The sequence below is a fragment of the Nonomuraea sp. NPDC001831 genome, assembly GCF_042892035.1.
Classification (GTDB): Bacteria; Actinomycetota; Actinomycetes; order Streptosporangiales; family Streptosporangiaceae; genus Nonomuraea.
In genome coordinates this window covers 134,463-149,643 of sequence record NZ_JBIATU010000009.1, presented here as the reverse complement: position 1 = coordinate 149,643, position 15,181 = coordinate 134,463, and the positions used below count along the sequence as shown (strand labels likewise).

Here is a 15,181-nt window from a genome sequence, read left to right as displayed (position 1 = left end):
TTGCGCCGCATGAGTTCAGTGACCGAACTGACCCGGGTCCGGCCGGGCACGCTCGCCGTGGCGTCCGCGGCGCCCCTGCTGGTGCTGACGAACTACACGGTGCCGATGGTGACGTTGCCGCAGACGGCCACGTCCTTGAACGCCGGGCCGACGGGCCCGGTGTGGATGCTGGGCGGCATCTCGCTCGGGCTGTCGGCGCTGCTGCTGGTCTCCGGCGGGCTGGCCGACGACCACGGGCGCAGGCGGGTGCTGGTGTGGGGGTCGGCCGTGCTGGCCGCCGCCGGGGTGGCGGCCGCGCTGAGCACGTCGGTGCCGGTGTTCGTGCTGGCCAGGCTGGCGCAGGGCGGGGCGAGCGCGGCGATGCTGGCCGCCAGCCTGGGCATCGTCGGCCACGCCTTCCCCTCGGGCGCCGAGCGGGTGCGGGCCACCGGCCTGTACGGCGCCATGATCGGGCTGGGCACCGCGGTCGGCCCGCTGGCCTCCGGCGCGCTGGCCACGGCGGTGAGCTGGCGGGCGGTCTACTGGGTGTTGTCGGCCGCCGCGCTCGCCCTGGCCGTGGCCTCGGCGCGGCTGCTGGCCGAGTCGCGCTCCCCCGCGCCGCGCCGGTTCGACGTGCCCGGCGTGGTGCTGCTCAGCCTGGGCGTGGGCGCGCTGGTCGCCGGGGTCACCGAAGGGCGTGCCGGGTGGGGGCGTCCGGTGGTGGTCGGGGCGTTCGTGCTGGCGGTGGTGCTGGTGGCGGCGTTCGTGACGGTGGAGCGCCGGCGTCCGGAGCCGCTGCTCGACCTGGAGCTGTTCCGGCGGCCGGTGTTCCTGGTCGCCACCGGCGGCGCGCTGGTCGTCGGGGCGGCGGTGGTGGGCCTGCTCAGCTACCTGCCGACCGTGCTCCAGACCGCGCACGCGCTGACGCCGCTGCAGACCGGCCTGCTGTTCGGCCTCTGGTCGGGCACGTCGTTCGCGGTGTCGCTGGCGTCCCGGCTGGTACGCCTGCGCACCGCCGCCCGGCTGGCCCTCGGCCTCGGCCTGACCGCGCTCGGGTTCGCCGGCCTGCTGGGCGTGGGCGGCTCCCTGGACCTGCCGCTGGTCGTGGCCGGGCTGGTGGTGAGCGGCGCCGGATCGGGGCTGATCAACTCCTCGATCACCCACCTGGCGATCGAGAGCGTGCCGGCCCACCGGGTCAGCATGGGGTCGGGCGCCAACAACACCGCCCGCTACGTCGGCTCCTCGCTGGGCGCGGCCGGCGTGGCCGCGGTCGTCGGCGCGTTCGGCGTGGACCGGGGGGCGACGGTCGCGGTGGCGGCCTGCATCGTGCTGGCGGCGGTGACGGCCCTGGCCGCCGTGCTCACCCGCCCCTGAGCCCGCCCCCCCGATCCCGAGCCCGAGCCTGGTCCCGATCCCGAGCCCGAGCCTGGTCCCGAGTCCGTTCCTGCGCCCGGCCCTGAGCCCGGTCCTGAGCCCCGGCCCCAGCTACCAGCGCCGGGCGTGGGCCATCGAGGTGAGCAGGGCGTCGCGTTCCATGGCGAACCTGGCCGGGTCCATGCCCTGCCGTTCGGCCCGCAGGTGCAGCACGGTCAGCTCGGTCGCCGCCTGCTGGTAGTCGCTCATCGCGCGGCCGAACCCGGCGCCCCTGGCCCACCTGCGGGCCGCCTTGCGGGCCTTGAGCGTGCTGAGCATCTTCACGTCCTCCGCCGTGACCAGGCCGGTCGGGCCGTAGCCGGGCAGGTAGACGCCCATCTTCGAGACGAGCTGGCGGCGTTCGACGACGGTGACCACGACGAGCAGGACCAGCGCCACCATGATCACCAGGTACGCCGTGCCCAGCCAGGCCAGCGACTGGGTGGAGGCGGCGCCGTTCCACAACCCGTGCAGGACGACCGCGCCCAGGTAGCCGAGCGGGATCGCGGCGAACCTGCCGGGTGTGCGGCGGGTGAGCGCGTAGGCGACGCCGAGGCCGATCATCGAGGTGTAGATGGGGTGGCCGAGCGGGTCGATCAGCCCTCTGAGCACGAACAGCCGGACCGCGGCGCCGGTGCCGTCCTGGCCGAACGCGATCAGGTAGTAGCCGATGTTCTCCACGGCGGCGAAGCCGAGCCCCGCCATGGAGGCGTAGACGATGCCGTCGGTCAGGCCGTCGATCTCCTGCTTCCTGCGCAGGAGCAGCAGCAGCGCCGACCCCTTCAGCGCCTCCTCGATCACCGGGGCCAGGAAGACGGTGCCGACGTCGTTGACGAGCTGGGCGCCGTACCCGGCCCGCAGGAACAGCGCCTGCCCGGCGAGCGTCAGGCCGACGCCGAGCACGATGGCCAGGCCCGCGCCCCACGCGAAGGCGAAGGCCAGGTGCAGCTTCGGCTCCGGCTCCAGCCGGTCGAGCGAGAGCACCGCGGCCAGCAGCACCGGCAGCGGCGCGATCCCGAGCACCGCCGACAGCCCGAACCCGACCGGCCCGCCTTTGTGCAGCATGAGACCGAGGACGATCAGCGCGAGCACGCCTGAGACCACCAGTCCGATCAGGAGCGCCTTGCTGGGTCTCTTGGCGGGCAGCGGAGCTGTCATGGGGGGCGCCTTTCTCCGACTCAGTGCACCTACTATGAGCGTTCCCGGCCGTCGCGCACTTGACAGTCGCCTACATCACCGTGACTCGCGGTAATAGGGATCGGCCACGACGGATTCCCCGTCCACGTAGGAGTACACCTCACGCCCGGCGATGAACACCCTCAGCGCCCGGCTCATCACGTCGAGCGGATCGCCCGACCAGATCACCACGTCGCCGTCGAGGCCGGGGCGCAGCGAGCCGACCCGGTCGTCGAGGCCCATGATGCGGGCCGGGTTGACGGTGATCGAGCGCAGCGCGGTGTCCCGGTCGAGCCCTTCCTTGACGGCGAGGGTGGCCTGGTGGACGAGGAAGTGGATGGGCACCACCGGGTGGTCGGTGGTGATCGCCAGCTCGACCCCGGCCCGCGCCAGGATGCCCGGGTTGCGCAGGGCGCGCTGCCGCAGCTCGACCTTCGACCGGCTGGTGAACAGCGGGCCGATGATGACCGGCACGTTCCGCTCGGCCAGCGTGTCGGCCAGCAGGTGGCCCTCGGTGCCGTGGTTGAGGATCAGCCGGTGGCCGAACTCGTCGGCCAGGCGCAGCGCGGTGGCGATGTCGTCGGCGCGGTGCGCGTGCTGGCACCACGGCAGCTCGCCGTCGAGCACCCGGACCAGGATCTCCAGCGTGGCGTCGCGGTCGAACGGCTTGTCCTCGCGCTCGGCCGCGGCCTTCTTCGCCCTGTAGTCCTGCGCCTTCATGAGGGCGTCGCGGATCACCGCGGCCACGCCCTGCCGGGTGGAGGGCAGCTTCTTCTGGTCGCCGTAGACGCGCTTGGGGTTCTCCCCCAGCGCGCTCTTGACACTCACCGGCTCCCTGACCAACATCTCGTCGACGGACCTGCCCCAGCACTTGACCGCGACCGTCTGGCCGCCGATCGGGTTGCCGGAGCCAGGCTTGATCACGGCGGTGGTGACGCCGCCGGACAGCGCGTCGGCGAAGCCCTGGTCGGCCGGGTTGATGGCGTCGAGGGCGCGCAGCCGGGCCCCGTTGGGGTCGGTCATCTCGTTGGTGTCGTTGCCCGCCCAGCCCTCGGCCTCCTCGTACACGCCGAGGTGGCCGTGCGCCTCGACGAAACCGGGCAGCACCCAGCCGCCGGCCGCGTCGACGACGGTGGCGGATTCCGGGACGGTCACGTCCCGCCCCACGGCGACGATCTTCCCGTCGCCGACCAGGACGGTGCCGCCCTCGATGGGGTCTCCGTCAACCGGCACGACATATCCGTTGATGATGGCGAGAGTCATGCCGGAAACCTACAGTCGTCACGCTTCCTGCCTAAAACCTGGACCGATAACCAAGTTTCGGGCATGCTTGTCGAGATCTTCAGTCAAGGCATCGAAAGGGACGTACTGGTGCGCATGCTGGCAAAGGCAATCCTTCTCACGGCGGCGATCGGCCTCAGCGGCGTCGTGGCGACCCCGGCCGGCGCGACCGCCGCACGTAGCCCGGAGAGCATCTGCGGCTCCGGCTTCTGGATCGTGAAGGGCGGCACGCAGCCCGTCAAGACCTCCAGCGGCCGCCGCTACGGCACGGTCTACCTGCTCTACAGCCGCAGCAGCGGCGAGAACTGCGTGGTGACGGTCAAGTCCAGCTTCGTCGGCACGAAGACCCCGATGAGCGCCATGCTGACCGTTCAGCCCAAGGGCAAGAAGGTGGTCGAGCGCGTCGACAGCGGCAAGTTCGCCTACTACGCCGGCCCGGTCAAGTACTACGCCGCCAACGCCTGCGTGAAGTTCTGGGGCTCGATCAAGCCCAACGGCCACGACCCGGCCGTCGCCGGCGGCGGCCGGCAGACCTGGGGCAACTGCACCTGATCGCGCCTCGCGCGGGTAGGGGTGAGGCCATGCTGACCGAACTGTACGAGCGCTGGCTGCTCGAACTGTGGAACGGCGACCTCCCCCTCGCGCACGACCTGGTGACCCCCGAGTTCGTCGGCCACTGGCCCGGCACGGACGTGCACGGCCCCGACGGGCTGATCGAGGCGATCCGGCAGGGCCACGAGCCGTTCGACGACGTCCGGGTCACGCTCGACGTGGGCCCGGCCGTCGACGGCGACCTGGTCGCCGCCCGGTGGACGTTCACCGGCGCCTATCGGGGCGGCCTGCCCGGTGCGAGCGCCCCGCCGGGCACCCCCGTCTCCTTCTCCGGCCACGACCTCCTGCGTGCCACGGACGGACGATTCTCCGAATACTGGGTGATCTCCGACGTCCAGTCGTTCTCCCGGCAACTCGGGATAGGCTGACATATTCGCATCACGACGGGGGTCGAAGGATGTCACAGGAGGCAATGGGGGCGATGGGCCCGATGGGCGGGATGGGCGCCCAGCCGCTGGAGCTGCCCGAGGAGGACCTGTCGGCGCTGCTCGCCGCCCAGCGCTTCGGCGCGCTCGCCACGAACGGCGGCGGCGGCCGTCCGCAGTTGTCCACGGTGGTCTACACCTGGGACCCGCCGCGGCGGGTGGTGCGGATCTCGACCGTCGCCGACCGGCTGACGGTGCGCCGCCTGCACCAGGACCCGCGCTGCGCGCTCTACGTCACCAGCGACGACTTCGGCTCCTACGCCGTCGCGGAGGGCGAGGCCGAGCTGTCCCCCGTGACCGACCGGCCGGGTGACGAGGTGGGCCTGGAGCTGCTGGCCATGCAGCCGTCCTTCGGCGACGCCGCGGGCGAGCTGGCGTTCCTGCACCGGATGGTCGCCGACCGCCGGCTGGTGGTCAGGATCCAGGCGAAACGGCTCTACGGGGCCCTGCTCCCGGCGCCCTCCTGATCGCGCGCCGCCGGTTGTAGGCCACCATCGCGACCACCAGCAGGATCAGCGCCAGGTCGATGGCCGCCGACCAGCGCATGGCCGGCGCGTGCCCGCCGCCCTCGGCGACCGCGAAGTAGACCGCCCCGATCACCGCGACGCCGCCCGCGCCGGCGAACTGCTGCGCCGTGCTGAGCACGCCCGACCCGATGCCGGCCTGGTGCGGCGCGACCTCCACCAGCGCCGCGCCGATGAGCCGCGGCAGGACCAGGCCGTTGCCCGAGCCCACGAGCATGAGCGCGACCATGACGTACGGCAGCCCGCCTCCGGCCCCGGCCACCACCAGCGCCAGCCCCAGCGCGGTGACCAGCCCGCCGATCATGACGACGACCAGCCCGTACCGGCTGACCAGGCGGGTGCCCAGCAGCGAGGTCACGGTGAACAGCACGCCCATCGGCGCGAAGGCCAGGCCCGCCTGGAACGCGGTGAGCCCGAGCCCGTTCTGCAGCAGCAGCGTCAGCGTGAACATGAACGAGGCGAAGTACGCCATGAACGCGACGATCGCCCCGACGCCCGCCAGGTAGGAGTGCACCTTGAGCAGGCCGAGGTCGAGCACCGGCTGCCCGCCCCGGGCGGCCAGCGCCCGCTGCCACCACCAGGTCAGCGCGAACACCGGCGCGCTCGCCACCATGGCGGCCCACGTCCAGGCCGGCCAGCCCAGGCTGTTGCCCAGGCCGAGCGGCACCAGCAGCAGCGCCAGCCCGGCGGCCAGCCCCGCCGCGCCCGGCAGGTCGAACGCGACGGGCTTGTGCGGGTCGGCCTCGGGCAGCAGCCACCGGGCCAGCGGCACGACGACCAGGCCGACCGGCAGGTTGATCAGGAAGATCACCCGCCAGCCGAGGCCGAACACGTCGGCGGTGAGCAGCAGGCCGCCGAGCACCTGGCCGGCGATGGAGCCGAGGCCGCCGGCGGCGCCGTACCAGCCGAGGGCGCGGCCGCGGCGCTCCGGCGGGTAGACGGCCGAGATCATGGCCAGCACCTGGGGCACCATGACGGCTCCGGCCAGGCCCTGGAGCAGGCGGGCGGCGACCAGCCAGGCGGCGCCGGGCGCGAGGCCGCACAACACCGAGGCGACGGTGAAGCCGGCCACGCCGAGGACGAACAGCCGCCGGTAGCCGTAGCGGTCGCCGAGCCGGCCGCCGGTGATCATGCCGGCCGCGTACGTGAAGGCGTACCCGGCCACGATCAGCTCCAGGGCCGCCGGACCGGCGCTGAGGTCGTGCTCGATGGCCGGCGCGGCCACATTGACCACGAAGAAGTCGAACTGGGCCATGAACCACGCCGACAGCAGGACCGGCAGCACCCCTCGCATCTTGTCAGGCTAGATCAGACAGGCTCTTGCAAGTTGAGTGGGAGGGGCTTACGATCCGCGTAATTGTTAGGAAACTTTCTTTAAAGAAAGGTCCTTGACGTGCGCCGATTAGTCACCCCCCTGATCGCCGTTCTCGTGATCATCGGCATGTGCACCCTTCCCGCACAGGCCGCGAGCCGCCTCATCGCCACGTTCTCCCTCTCCGGGAACACCGGCACCTTCCTGGTGAGCAACCCGGGCACGACCGCCGTCAGCGGCTGGTCGATCGTCTTCGAGCTGCCGTCCGGGGTCACCGCGAGCAACCCCCAGAACGCCACCATCCGCCAGAACGGCACCAAGGTGACGCTCACCCCCGCTTTCTACATCAACACCGTGCAGGCGGGGAAGAACACCGAACCCTACAGCCCCAAGGTGACGCTGAGCTCGGCCGTCCAGCCGACGAGCTGCCTGATCAACGGCGCCAACTGCGACGGCACCGGCGGTGACCCGCCCGCCAAGCCGCCGGTCAGCGCCACGTACGACGTCAGCGGCACCTCGGCCAAGTTCATCGTCGCCAACAACAGCACCACCGCGCTGAACGGCTGGTCGATCGTGTTCGAGCTGCCCGCGGGCGTCACCGCGAGCAACGCCCAGAACGGCTCACTCACCCAGAGCGGGCGGACCGTCACGCTGACCCCCGTCCACTACAACACCACCGTGAACGCCGGCGCGACCACCGAGCCCTACAGCCCGAGCTTCACCGTGAGCACGGCCAACGCCGAGCCGACGAGCTGCCGGATCAACGACGTCAACTGCGACGGCACCCCCGACGCGCCGCCCGGCGCCCCCGGGAACCTGCGCTCGCCGGTCAAGACCACCAAGACCGTCTCACTCGCCTGGGACGCCGCCACCCAGGGCAGCCTGCCCATCGTCGGGTACGAGATCTACAACGGCTCCGCCCTGGCCGCCTCGGTCACCGAGACCTCCGGCACGGTCTCCGGCCTGACGCCGAACACCGAGTACACGTTCACCGTCAAGGCCAAGGACCGCAAGGGCACCCTGTCGGCCGCCTCCGCGCCGCTGAAGGTGACCACCCGCAACCCGGCCGACGACTCGCAGGCGCCGTCGGCGCCCTCGGGCCTGCGCAGCACGGCCAAGACCTCCAGCAGCGTCACGCTGGCCTGGACGGCCTCCACCGACAACACCGGCGTGGCCAACTACGACGTCTTCGCCGGCTCGACCCTGGCCACGACCGTCACCGGCACGACGGCGGTCGTCTCCGGCCTGTCCCCCTCGACCGAGTACTCCTTCACGGTCAAGGCCCGCGACCTGTACGACAACCTCTCGGCCGCCTCCGCCCCGGTGAAGGTGACGACGTCGGACATCGTCGAGACCGGGTACGCCCGTGTCGGCTACTTCGTCCAGTGGGGCATCTACGGCCGTCAGTACTTCGTCCGCAACCTCGACACCACCGGGGCCGCGGCGAAGCTGACGCACATCAACTACGCCTTCGCCAACATCGACCCCAAGAACCTGACCTGCCTGCAGGGCGTCACCAAGGGCACCACGTCCGACCCGCAGGACCCGAACCAGGGCGACGGCGCCGGTGACGCCGAGGCCGACTACGGCAGGCCGTTCAGCTCCGCCCAGTCGGTCGACGGGGTCGCCGACACCGGCTGGGAGAAGCTGCAGGGCAACTTCAACCAGCTCAAGAAGCTCAAGGCGAAGTACCCGAACCTCAAGGTGCTGATCTCGCTCGGCGGCTGGACGTACTCCAAGTACTTCTCCGACGTGGCGGCGACCGACGCCTCCCGCAAGAAGTTCGTCTCCTCCTGCATCGACACCTACATCAAGGGCAACCTGCCCGACTACAACGGCAAGGGCGGTCCCGGCACGGCCGCGGGCATCTTCGACGGCATCGACCTCGACTGGGAGTGGCCGGGCGCCGAGGGGCACGCGGGCAACCACATCGGCCAGAACGACAAGGCCAACAACACGCTGCTGATCGCCGAGTTCCGCCGCCAGCTCGACGCGCTGACGACGACGACCGGCAAGCGGTACCAGCTCACGGCGTTCACCCCGGCCGACCCGGCCAAGATCGCCGCCGGCTGGGACCTGCCCGAGGTCGCCAAGTCGCTGGACATCTTCAACATCCAGGGCTACGACTTCCACGGCGCGGGCAGCGACAACTCCTGGGAGCCGAACCGCACCGGCCACCAGGGCAACCTGTACCTCGACGCGGACAGCCCGTACAACCCGGACTTCAGCGTCGAGAAGGCCGTGGACGTCTACCTCCAGGCCGGCGTCAACCCGCGCAAGCTGACCATCGGCCTGGCCTACTACGGCCGCGGCTGGCAGCAGGTGACCGACGGCGGCAAGTTCGGCGAGTGGCAGGACGCGCACGGCGCGGCTCCCGGCCAGTTCCAGGAGGAGGCGGGCACCCGCGGCTACAGCAACCTGCTCGCCATGGTGCCCGGCTGCACGGTCCGGCACGACGAGGTCGCCGTCGCCACCTACTGCTACACCGGCAACAACGGGCAGTGGTGGACGTTCGACGACGCCTGGTCGATCGGCAAGAAGACGGCCTGGCTGAAGAGCAAGGGCCTGCTGGGCGCGATGATCTGGGAGATGTCCGGCGACCCGGGCGTGCTCACCACCGCGCTGGACGCCGGTCTGAAGTAGCCCGGGCTCAGTAACACCGTACGGTAACAGCTGGGGGGCGGGCCGCCGCGGGCGGCCCGCCCTCACGCATGTCCGCGTGTCGAAGCCTCATCGGATGGGCACCGCTGCGTTACTCTGCCCTCAACTCACGGTCATCCTTGCTGGTCATGGTCGGGGGTGTCGGTCTCTCCCCCACCGAGGAGATCCATGTTGCGGCGACTCGCCCTGTTCCTGCCCCTCGCCCTCCTCCCCCTGGCCTCCCCGCCCACCGCCGCCGTGACCACGGTGGTCAACGTCGCCCATCGGGGCGCTTCGGCGTACGCGCCGGAGAACACCGTCGCCGCCTTCCAGCTCGCCGCCCGCCAGGGGGCCGACCTGCTCGAGCTGGACGTCCAGGAGACCAAGGACCACGAGCTGGTCCTGATGCACGACACCACCCTCGCCCGGACCACCGACGCCGAACGCGCCCTGCCCGGCCTTGCGCCCTGGCGGGTGCGCGACCTCACGCTCGCGCAGATCCGCAGGCTGGACGCCGGCTCCTGGTTCGACCGGGAGTACACCGGCGAGCGGGTGCCGACCCTGCAGGAGGCGCTGCGCGCGACGGCCGGATCCCGTGCCGGCATGCTGCTGGAGGTCAAGGAGCCGAAGCTCTACCCGGGCATCGAGGCCCGCATCGTCCGCGCGCTGCGCGCCGAGCCCTCCTGGCTCGTGCCGGGGCGGCTGGTGGTCCAGTCGTTCGACTGGGACTCGATGCGCGCCTTCCACCGGCTGCTGCCCGACGTGCCGATCGGGCTGCTCGGCACGCCGAGCAGCGCCGCGCTGCCCGGCCTGGCCAGGTTCGCCGACCACGTCAACCCGCCGTACGCCGCGCTCACCCCTTCGTACGTGAAGCTGGCCCACGAGCACGGCATGAAGGTCTTCGCCTGGACGGTCGACAGCCCCGACGTCATGCAACGCCTGCTGACGTACCAGGTGGACGGCATCATCACCGACAAACCCGACGTCCTGCGCGACCTGCTGACCGGAGCCTGACCCCGAAACGCCTGACCGGAACCCGACGCCGGAACGGCTGACCGAAACCGATCGGAACCCTACCCCCTGGAACGCCGATGAGGGGGCCCGTTCCCGGGCCCCCTCATCTCAGTTCAGCGTGGATTCTGGGGCAGTGCACTAATTCGAGAGGTGCGGTATTCCTCAGGATCAGGTCCCGTCGGTCCAGTACTTATGGAGCCGCGCGATGGCCTCCTCCTTGCTCATCCCCGCCACGGTGGTCTCGTCAAGACCCACCCTGGAGATCAACATGAACACGAGGTCTGCGGGCAGGGCCTCCGATGGCAGCTCGGGGGCTCCTCGATCAGGTCTCACCTCGTTCTGAACGCACGCCCAGAAGGTCGCCTCGTCCACCTGAAGTTGATCGCGGAGAATATGACTCCAAATACCCGGGCCGTAGGTGCTTCGGTCGACCGGATGAGAGATCCGGGTTCTCAGGATCCTGCCATCGGCAAGATCTAGCTCGTAGGTGACATGGTGCGTCCCCGTTCCTCCCCGGGCATTCCGCACCAGACGCCAGCCCTCGATCCGACAGAACCGGTCGTGATGCTCACGGGCAGGCTGGGGCCAGCTCACCGGTCCTTCCCTACCAGCCATTCGCGCAGTTGGTCGTCATCACTGAGGCTAATCAACTGCACAAGCCCCCAGTTCTCGCGGTGGTTCGGCGCGTCGAGTAGACGGCCCTGCCAATCCTCCGCGTACTCACGGAGGCCCTCGATCATCTCCGCAATGGCTTGATCAAAGGTCGTACCGACCGCGGCGACAGGTAGCCCCGGAATGAAAACCGACCAGCCGCCAGCCTCAGGAAGCACCTGTGCTCGAGAAGGAGTGACCACCGCGAGGTAGTGCCGGAGTCTTTCAACATCCACGAAGGCGGTCACAGCCGACTCACGTCGCACCGTTGCCACGCGACCTCTCTCGGCCGCATCCAAAAGCGCCTTGAGATGTGCACGAGCTTCCGTATAGCTGTCGAAGTGAACAGCGGCCATGACGAACCTCCAGTGAAGCGCACCTCCACGATGCCACGTCCCCTTAGGTACGTCAAGTACGTCGCGTACTGATCATTAACCGAGCGGCCGACTGTACAGTTGCATCAAGCGCAACAGCTGGCAGCAGAACGGGGTGTCAGCATGTCACCGACACCCCGTTGCCGATCAGGCGTTTCGCGTCTAGCTGGAGCCCAAAATCAGCTGCAGCCGCTGGTCGAGCCGCAGCCCTCGCACACGTAGCAGCTTCCGGCCGGCCGCATCTTGGTGCCGCAGGTCATGCAGAGCGGCGCGTCGGCGGTGAAGCGCTGGTGGCTCTCCAGCGTCAGCTCCCGGACCGGCTCCTCCTTCGCCTCGTCCTTGGGCTTCTCGATGGGCGCCGACTGGGCCAGCGCCTCCCGGTCGACCGCCTCAGGCAGCGCCGCCGGGTCCTCGCCGCGCTGCTGCGCGGCGCGCTCGGCCGCCGAGAAGATGCCGAGCGCCGCCCGCTCGTCGTAGGGCAGGTGGTCGAGGGCCAGACGGCGGAAGATGTAGTCCATCACCGACGTGGCCATCCGGATGTCCGGGTCGTCCGTCATGCCCGCCGGCTCGAACCGCATGTTCACGAACTTGCTCATGTACGTCTCCAGCGGCACCCCGTACTGGAGGCCGATGGAGATCGCCACCGAGAAGGCGTCCATGACGCCTGCCAGCGTCGAGCCCTGCTTGGACATCTTGAGGAAGACCTCGCCGAGCCCGTCGTCAGGGTAGGACGAAGCGGTCATGTAGCCCTTGGCGCCGCCCACGGTGAAGCGGGTGGTCATGCTGGGACGCTGGTTGGGCATGCGCCGCCGGGTCGGCCGGTTGACCTCGATGACCTTGACCTCGGGCTCGGCCTCGACGGCCTTCGGCTCGTCCTTCTTGGCGCCGTTGCCGGCCGACAGCGGCTGGCCGACCTTGCAGTTGTCGCGGTAGACGGCCAGCGCCTTCAGGCCGAGCTTCCAGCCCTCCAGGTAGACCTGCTCGATGTCGTCGATCGTGGCCGACTCCGGCAGGTTGACCGTCTTGGAGATCGCGCCGGACAGGAACGGCTGGGTCGCCGCCATCATCCGCACGTGGCCCATCGGCGCGATCGCCCGCTCGCCCATCGCGCAGTCGAACACCTCGTAGTGCTCCTTGCGCAGGCCGGGGGCGTCGACGACGTGGCTGTGCTCGCCGATGTACTCGACGATGGCCTCGATCTGCTCCTGCTGGTAGCCGAGCTGCTTGAGCGCCCGCGGGATCGTCTGGTTGACGATCTGCATCGAGCCGCCGCCGACCAGCTTCTTGAACTTGACCAGCGCGAGGTCGGGCTCGATGCCGGTGGTGTCGCAGTCCATCATCAGGCCGATGGTGCCGGTGGGGGCGAGCAGGCTGGCCTGGGCGTTGCGGTAGCCGTTCTTCTCGCCGACCTTCAGGCACTCCGACCACTGGCGCGACGCTTCGGCGTGGATCTTCGCGTCCATGGTGCCGACCGTGCGCAGGTTGTCGTTGGCGGCGGCGTGCTTGCGCATGACCCGCTTGTGCGGCTCGGCGTTGCGGGCGTAACCGTCGTACGCGCCCACCACCCCGGCCAGCTCGGCGCTGCGCCGGTAGGACACCCCGGTCATCAGCGACGTGATCGCCCCGGCCACCGCGCGGCCGCCGTCGGAGTCGTAGGCGTGGCCCGTGGCCATGAGCAGCGCGCCCAGGTTGGCGTAGCCGATGCCGAGCTGGCGGTAGGCCCGCGTGGTCTCGCCGATCTTCTCGGTCGGGAAGTCGGCGAAGGTGATCGAGATGTCCATCGCGGTGATGATCAGCTCGGTCAGCTTGACGAAGTCGGCGACGTTGAAGGTGTTGTCGTCCTTCAGGAACTTCAGCAGGTTGATGCTGGCCAGGTTGCACGAGGAGTTGTCCAGGTGCACGTACTCCGAGCACGGGTTGCTGGCGGTGATCCGGCCGGTCTCCGGCGTGGTGTGCCAGTCGTTGATCGTGTCGTCGTACTGGACGCCCGGGTCGGCGCACTCCCAGGCGGCCTTGGCCATCTTGCGGAACAGGTCCTTGGCGTCGACCTTCTCGATGACCTCGCCGGTCAGGCGGGCACGAAGGCCGAACTGGTCGCCCTTCTCCACCGCGCGCATGAACTCGTCGGAGACGCGCACCGAGTTGTTGGCGTTCTGGTACTGGACGGAGACGATGTCCTTGCCGCCCAGGTCCATGTCGAAACCGGCGTCACGCAGGGCCCGGACCTTGTCCTCCTCGCGCGCCTTGGTCTCGATGAACTCCTCGATGTCGGGGTGGTCGACGTCGAGCACGACCATCTTGGCCGCCCGGCGCGTCGCGCCGCCCGACTTGATCGTGCCCGCGGAGGCGTCCGCGCCGCGCATGAAGCTGACCGGCCCGCTGGCCGTGCCGCCGCTGGAGAGCAGTTCCTTGGACGAACGGATGCGGGACAGGTTGACGCCCGACCCCGAACCGCCCTTGAAGATCACGCCCTCTTCCTTGTACCACTCCAGGATCGACTCCATCTGGTCGTCCACGGAGAGGATGAAACAGGCGCTGACCTGCTGCGGCGAGGCGGTGCCCACGTTGAACCAGACCGGCGAGTTGAACGCGAAGACCTGGTGGACCAGCGCGTGCTTGAGCTCGTGGTCGAAGATCTCGGCGTCCTCGTCGCTGGCGAAGTAGCCGTGCTCGACGCCCGTGCGGGTGTACACGCCGACCACCCGGTCGACGAGCTGCTTCAGGCTCCACTCGCGCTGCGGCGTGCCCACTGCGCCGCGGAAGTACTTGGTCGTCACGATGTTGGCCGCGTTCACCGACCAGAACTCGGGGAACTCGACACCCCGCTGCTCGAAGTTGATCGAGCCGTCGCGCCAGTTCGTCATCACGACGTCACGGCGCTCCCACTGGACCTCGTCATACGGGTGCACGCCGGGCTTCGTGAAGATCCGCTTCATCCTCAGCCCCTTACGCGGCCGCTTACCCCCGCGCGCCACTGAACCGCTGGCCGTGTCCGTCATGACTCCCCCTTCTCCGCCTTCAACTGTGAGATCTCGGCCTCGAAGTCCGCCAGGCTCTCGAAACCGCGATAAACCGATGCGAATCGCAGGTAGGCCACCTCGTCCAGCTCCCGGAGCGGGCCGAGGATCGCCAGGCCCACCTCGTTCGACGGCAGCTCGGCCGCGCCCTTGGCCCGGATGGCCTCTTCCACCCGCTGCCCGAGCTGCGCCAGCGAGTCCTCGCTGACCGGCCTGCCCTGACAGGCCCGCCGCACGCCCGCGACGACCTTGTCCCGCGAGAACGGCTCCGTCACCCCGCTACGCTTGCTCACCATCAGCAGGACGGTCTCCTGCGTGGTGAACCTGCGCCCGCACTCGGGACAGGTGCGGCGGCGCCTGATGGCCGCGCCGTCGTCCGTGGACCGGCTGTCGATGACCCTGGTGTCAGGGTGGCGACAGAACGGACAGTGCACGGCTTCGCCTCCTCGACCCGCCCGGCCCACCACACGCGTAAAACCCTCGCCGCGGTACGCTCGCGCACGCCCCACGGCATGCCATGGTGCGGTCACGGAAACACAAGGTGTGGTGAACCGACATCGGTGTAACTACTAGATGTTGTGGTCCAACCGTAGAAGCGCGCGACCATGAACGCAAGTTGAGCAACACCGTTGAGCCGAAGTCGCTGATCAGCCCCTCAGTAACACGGGCCCCGGGCGTGTCGCCCCGGTCGGCCGCTCGCGCCCCTCACCCGACCGGCCCCCTCGCACCCGACGGCGACCAGCCCAAACAGGCCCCACAAAGG

Annotated in this window: 13 protein-coding genes; 6 read left to right on the top strand and 7 right to left on the bottom strand. The window is 69.9% G+C overall.

The window, feature by feature from the left end; translation table 11 throughout:
* Positions 1 to 9 precede the first annotated feature (9 nt).
* Positions 10 to 1,353 (top strand): MFS transporter, encoded by a 1,344-nt coding sequence (locus ACFYYW_RS28020; RefSeq protein WP_387652768.1) that lies wholly within the window; start codon positions 10 to 12, stop codon positions 1,351 to 1,353.
* A 111-nt stretch (positions 1,354 to 1,464) separates the two neighbouring features.
* Here the strand turns inward: ACFYYW_RS28020 and ACFYYW_RS28015 are convergent, their stop codons facing one another.
* Together ACFYYW_RS28015 and ACFYYW_RS28010 are read right to left on the bottom strand one after the other, a co-directional pair.
* On the bottom strand, positions 1,465 to 2,550 hold the full coding sequence (locus ACFYYW_RS28015) for a PrsW family intramembrane metalloprotease (protein ID WP_352326668.1): 1,086 nt from the start codon (positions 2,548 to 2,550) through the stop codon (positions 1,465 to 1,467).
* 75 nt (positions 2,551 to 2,625) lie between these two features.
* Positions 2,626 to 3,831: an amidohydrolase gene (locus ACFYYW_RS28010; RefSeq protein WP_387652766.1), complete on the bottom strand. Its 1,206-nt coding sequence runs from the start codon at positions 3,829 to 3,831 to the stop codon at positions 2,626 to 2,628.
* Between the two features lie 114 nt (positions 3,832 to 3,945).
* Here ACFYYW_RS28010 and ACFYYW_RS28005 point away from each other — a divergent pair, with 114 nt between their 5' ends.
* Genes ACFYYW_RS28005 through ACFYYW_RS27995 form a run of 3 tightly spaced genes read left to right on the top strand, consistent with a single transcriptional unit; the run spans position 3,946 to position 5,353 of the window.
* Entirely contained in the window at positions 3,946 to 4,401 is a 456-nt protein-coding gene (locus ACFYYW_RS28005; protein WP_352326672.1) for a hypothetical protein, read from the top strand.
* Between the two features lie 29 nt (positions 4,402 to 4,430).
* Positions 4,431 to 4,829, top strand: a complete 399-nt coding sequence (locus ACFYYW_RS28000; RefSeq protein ID WP_387652764.1) for an ester cyclase — start codon at positions 4,431 to 4,433, stop codon at positions 4,827 to 4,829.
* A gap of 29 nt (positions 4,830 to 4,858) precedes the next feature.
* Positions 4,859 to 5,353: a pyridoxamine 5'-phosphate oxidase family protein gene (locus ACFYYW_RS27995; protein WP_387652762.1), complete on the top strand. Its 495-nt coding sequence runs from the start codon at positions 4,859 to 4,861 to the stop codon at positions 5,351 to 5,353.
* On the opposite strand, the gene ACFYYW_RS27990 is transcribed toward ACFYYW_RS27995, so the two are convergent.
* Positions 5,301 to 6,704 (bottom strand): MFS transporter, encoded by a 1,404-nt coding sequence (locus tag ACFYYW_RS27990; protein ID WP_387652760.1) that lies wholly within the window; start codon positions 6,702 to 6,704, stop codon positions 5,301 to 5,303. The genes ACFYYW_RS27995 and ACFYYW_RS27990 overlap by 53 nt on opposite strands.
* Positions 6,705 to 6,803: 99 nt before the next feature.
* Between ACFYYW_RS27990 and ACFYYW_RS27985 the strand changes: the two genes are divergently transcribed.
* Positions 6,804 to 9,365, top strand: coding sequence for a glycosyl hydrolase family 18 protein (locus ACFYYW_RS27985; RefSeq protein WP_387652758.1), 2,562 nt, complete (start codon positions 6,804 to 6,806; stop codon positions 9,363 to 9,365).
* 186 nt (positions 9,366 to 9,551) lie between these two features.
* Positions 9,552 to 10,376, top strand: coding sequence for a glycerophosphodiester phosphodiesterase (locus ACFYYW_RS27980; RefSeq protein WP_387652756.1), 825 nt, complete (start codon positions 9,552 to 9,554; stop codon positions 10,374 to 10,376).
* 168 nt (positions 10,377 to 10,544) lie between these two features.
* Here ACFYYW_RS27980 and ACFYYW_RS27975 read toward each other — a convergent pair whose 3' ends face one another.
* The 4 genes from ACFYYW_RS27975 to nrdR all read right to left on the bottom strand — a co-directional run bounded on the left by ACFYYW_RS27975 (position 10,545) and on the right by nrdR (position 14,852).
* Positions 10,545 to 10,970 (bottom strand): cytotoxic translational repressor of toxin-antitoxin stability system, encoded by a 426-nt coding sequence (locus tag ACFYYW_RS27975; RefSeq protein WP_387652754.1) that lies wholly within the window; start codon positions 10,968 to 10,970, stop codon positions 10,545 to 10,547.
* Positions 10,967 to 11,383 carry a prevent-host-death protein gene (locus ACFYYW_RS27970; protein WP_387652752.1) on the bottom strand — a complete coding sequence of 139 codons (417 nt, stop codon included), beginning with the start codon at positions 11,381 to 11,383 and terminating at the stop codon, positions 10,967 to 10,969. Before ACFYYW_RS27970 ends, ACFYYW_RS27975 begins: the two co-directional genes overlap by 4 nt.
* A gap of 197 nt (positions 11,384 to 11,580) precedes the next feature.
* Positions 11,581 to 14,400: a vitamin B12-dependent ribonucleotide reductase gene (locus ACFYYW_RS27965; protein WP_387652750.1), complete on the bottom strand. Its 2,820-nt coding sequence runs from the start codon at positions 14,398 to 14,400 to the stop codon at positions 11,581 to 11,583.
* The gene (gene nrdR / locus ACFYYW_RS27960; protein ID WP_103955744.1) at positions 14,397 to 14,852 is read right to left on the bottom strand and encodes a transcriptional regulator NrdR; all 456 of its coding nucleotides are present in this window, start codon (positions 14,850 to 14,852) and stop codon (positions 14,397 to 14,399) included. The genes ACFYYW_RS27965 and nrdR overlap by 4 nt, the downstream gene beginning before the upstream one ends.
* Between the last annotated feature and the right edge of the window lie 329 nt (positions 14,853 to 15,181).

Bases quoted from the DNA above. Each gene is read 5' to 3' on its own strand.
- ACFYYW_RS28010 (WP_387652766.1), bottom strand. From the start codon at position 3,831: ATGACTCTCGCCATCATCAACGGATATGTCGTGCCGGTTGACGGAGAC.
- ACFYYW_RS28020 (WP_387652768.1), top strand. From the start codon at position 10: ATGAGTTCAGTGACCGAACTGACCCGGGTCCGGCCGGGCACGCTCGCC.
- ACFYYW_RS28015 (WP_352326668.1), bottom strand. From the start codon at position 2,550: ATGACAGCTCCGCTGCCCGCCAAGAGACCCAGCAAGGCGCTCCTGATC.
- ACFYYW_RS28000 (WP_387652764.1), top strand. From the start codon at position 4,431: ATGCTGACCGAACTGTACGAGCGCTGGCTGCTCGAACTGTGGAACGGC.
- ACFYYW_RS28005 (WP_352326672.1), top strand. From the start codon at position 3,946: ATGCTGGCAAAGGCAATCCTTCTCACGGCGGCGATCGGCCTCAGCGGC.
- ACFYYW_RS27970 (WP_387652752.1), bottom strand. From the start codon at position 11,383: ATGGCCGCTGTTCACTTCGACAGCTATACGGAAGCTCGTGCACATCTC.
- ACFYYW_RS27980 (WP_387652756.1), top strand. From the start codon at position 9,552: ATGTTGCGGCGACTCGCCCTGTTCCTGCCCCTCGCCCTCCTCCCCCTG.
- ACFYYW_RS27990 (WP_387652760.1), bottom strand. From the start codon at position 6,704: ATGCGAGGGGTGCTGCCGGTCCTGCTGTCGGCGTGGTTCATGGCCCAG.
- ACFYYW_RS27995 (WP_387652762.1), top strand. From the start codon at position 4,859: ATGTCACAGGAGGCAATGGGGGCGATGGGCCCGATGGGCGGGATGGGC.
- ACFYYW_RS27965 (WP_387652750.1), bottom strand. From the start codon at position 14,400: ATGACGGACACGGCCAGCGGTTCAGTGGCGCGCGGGGGTAAGCGGCCG.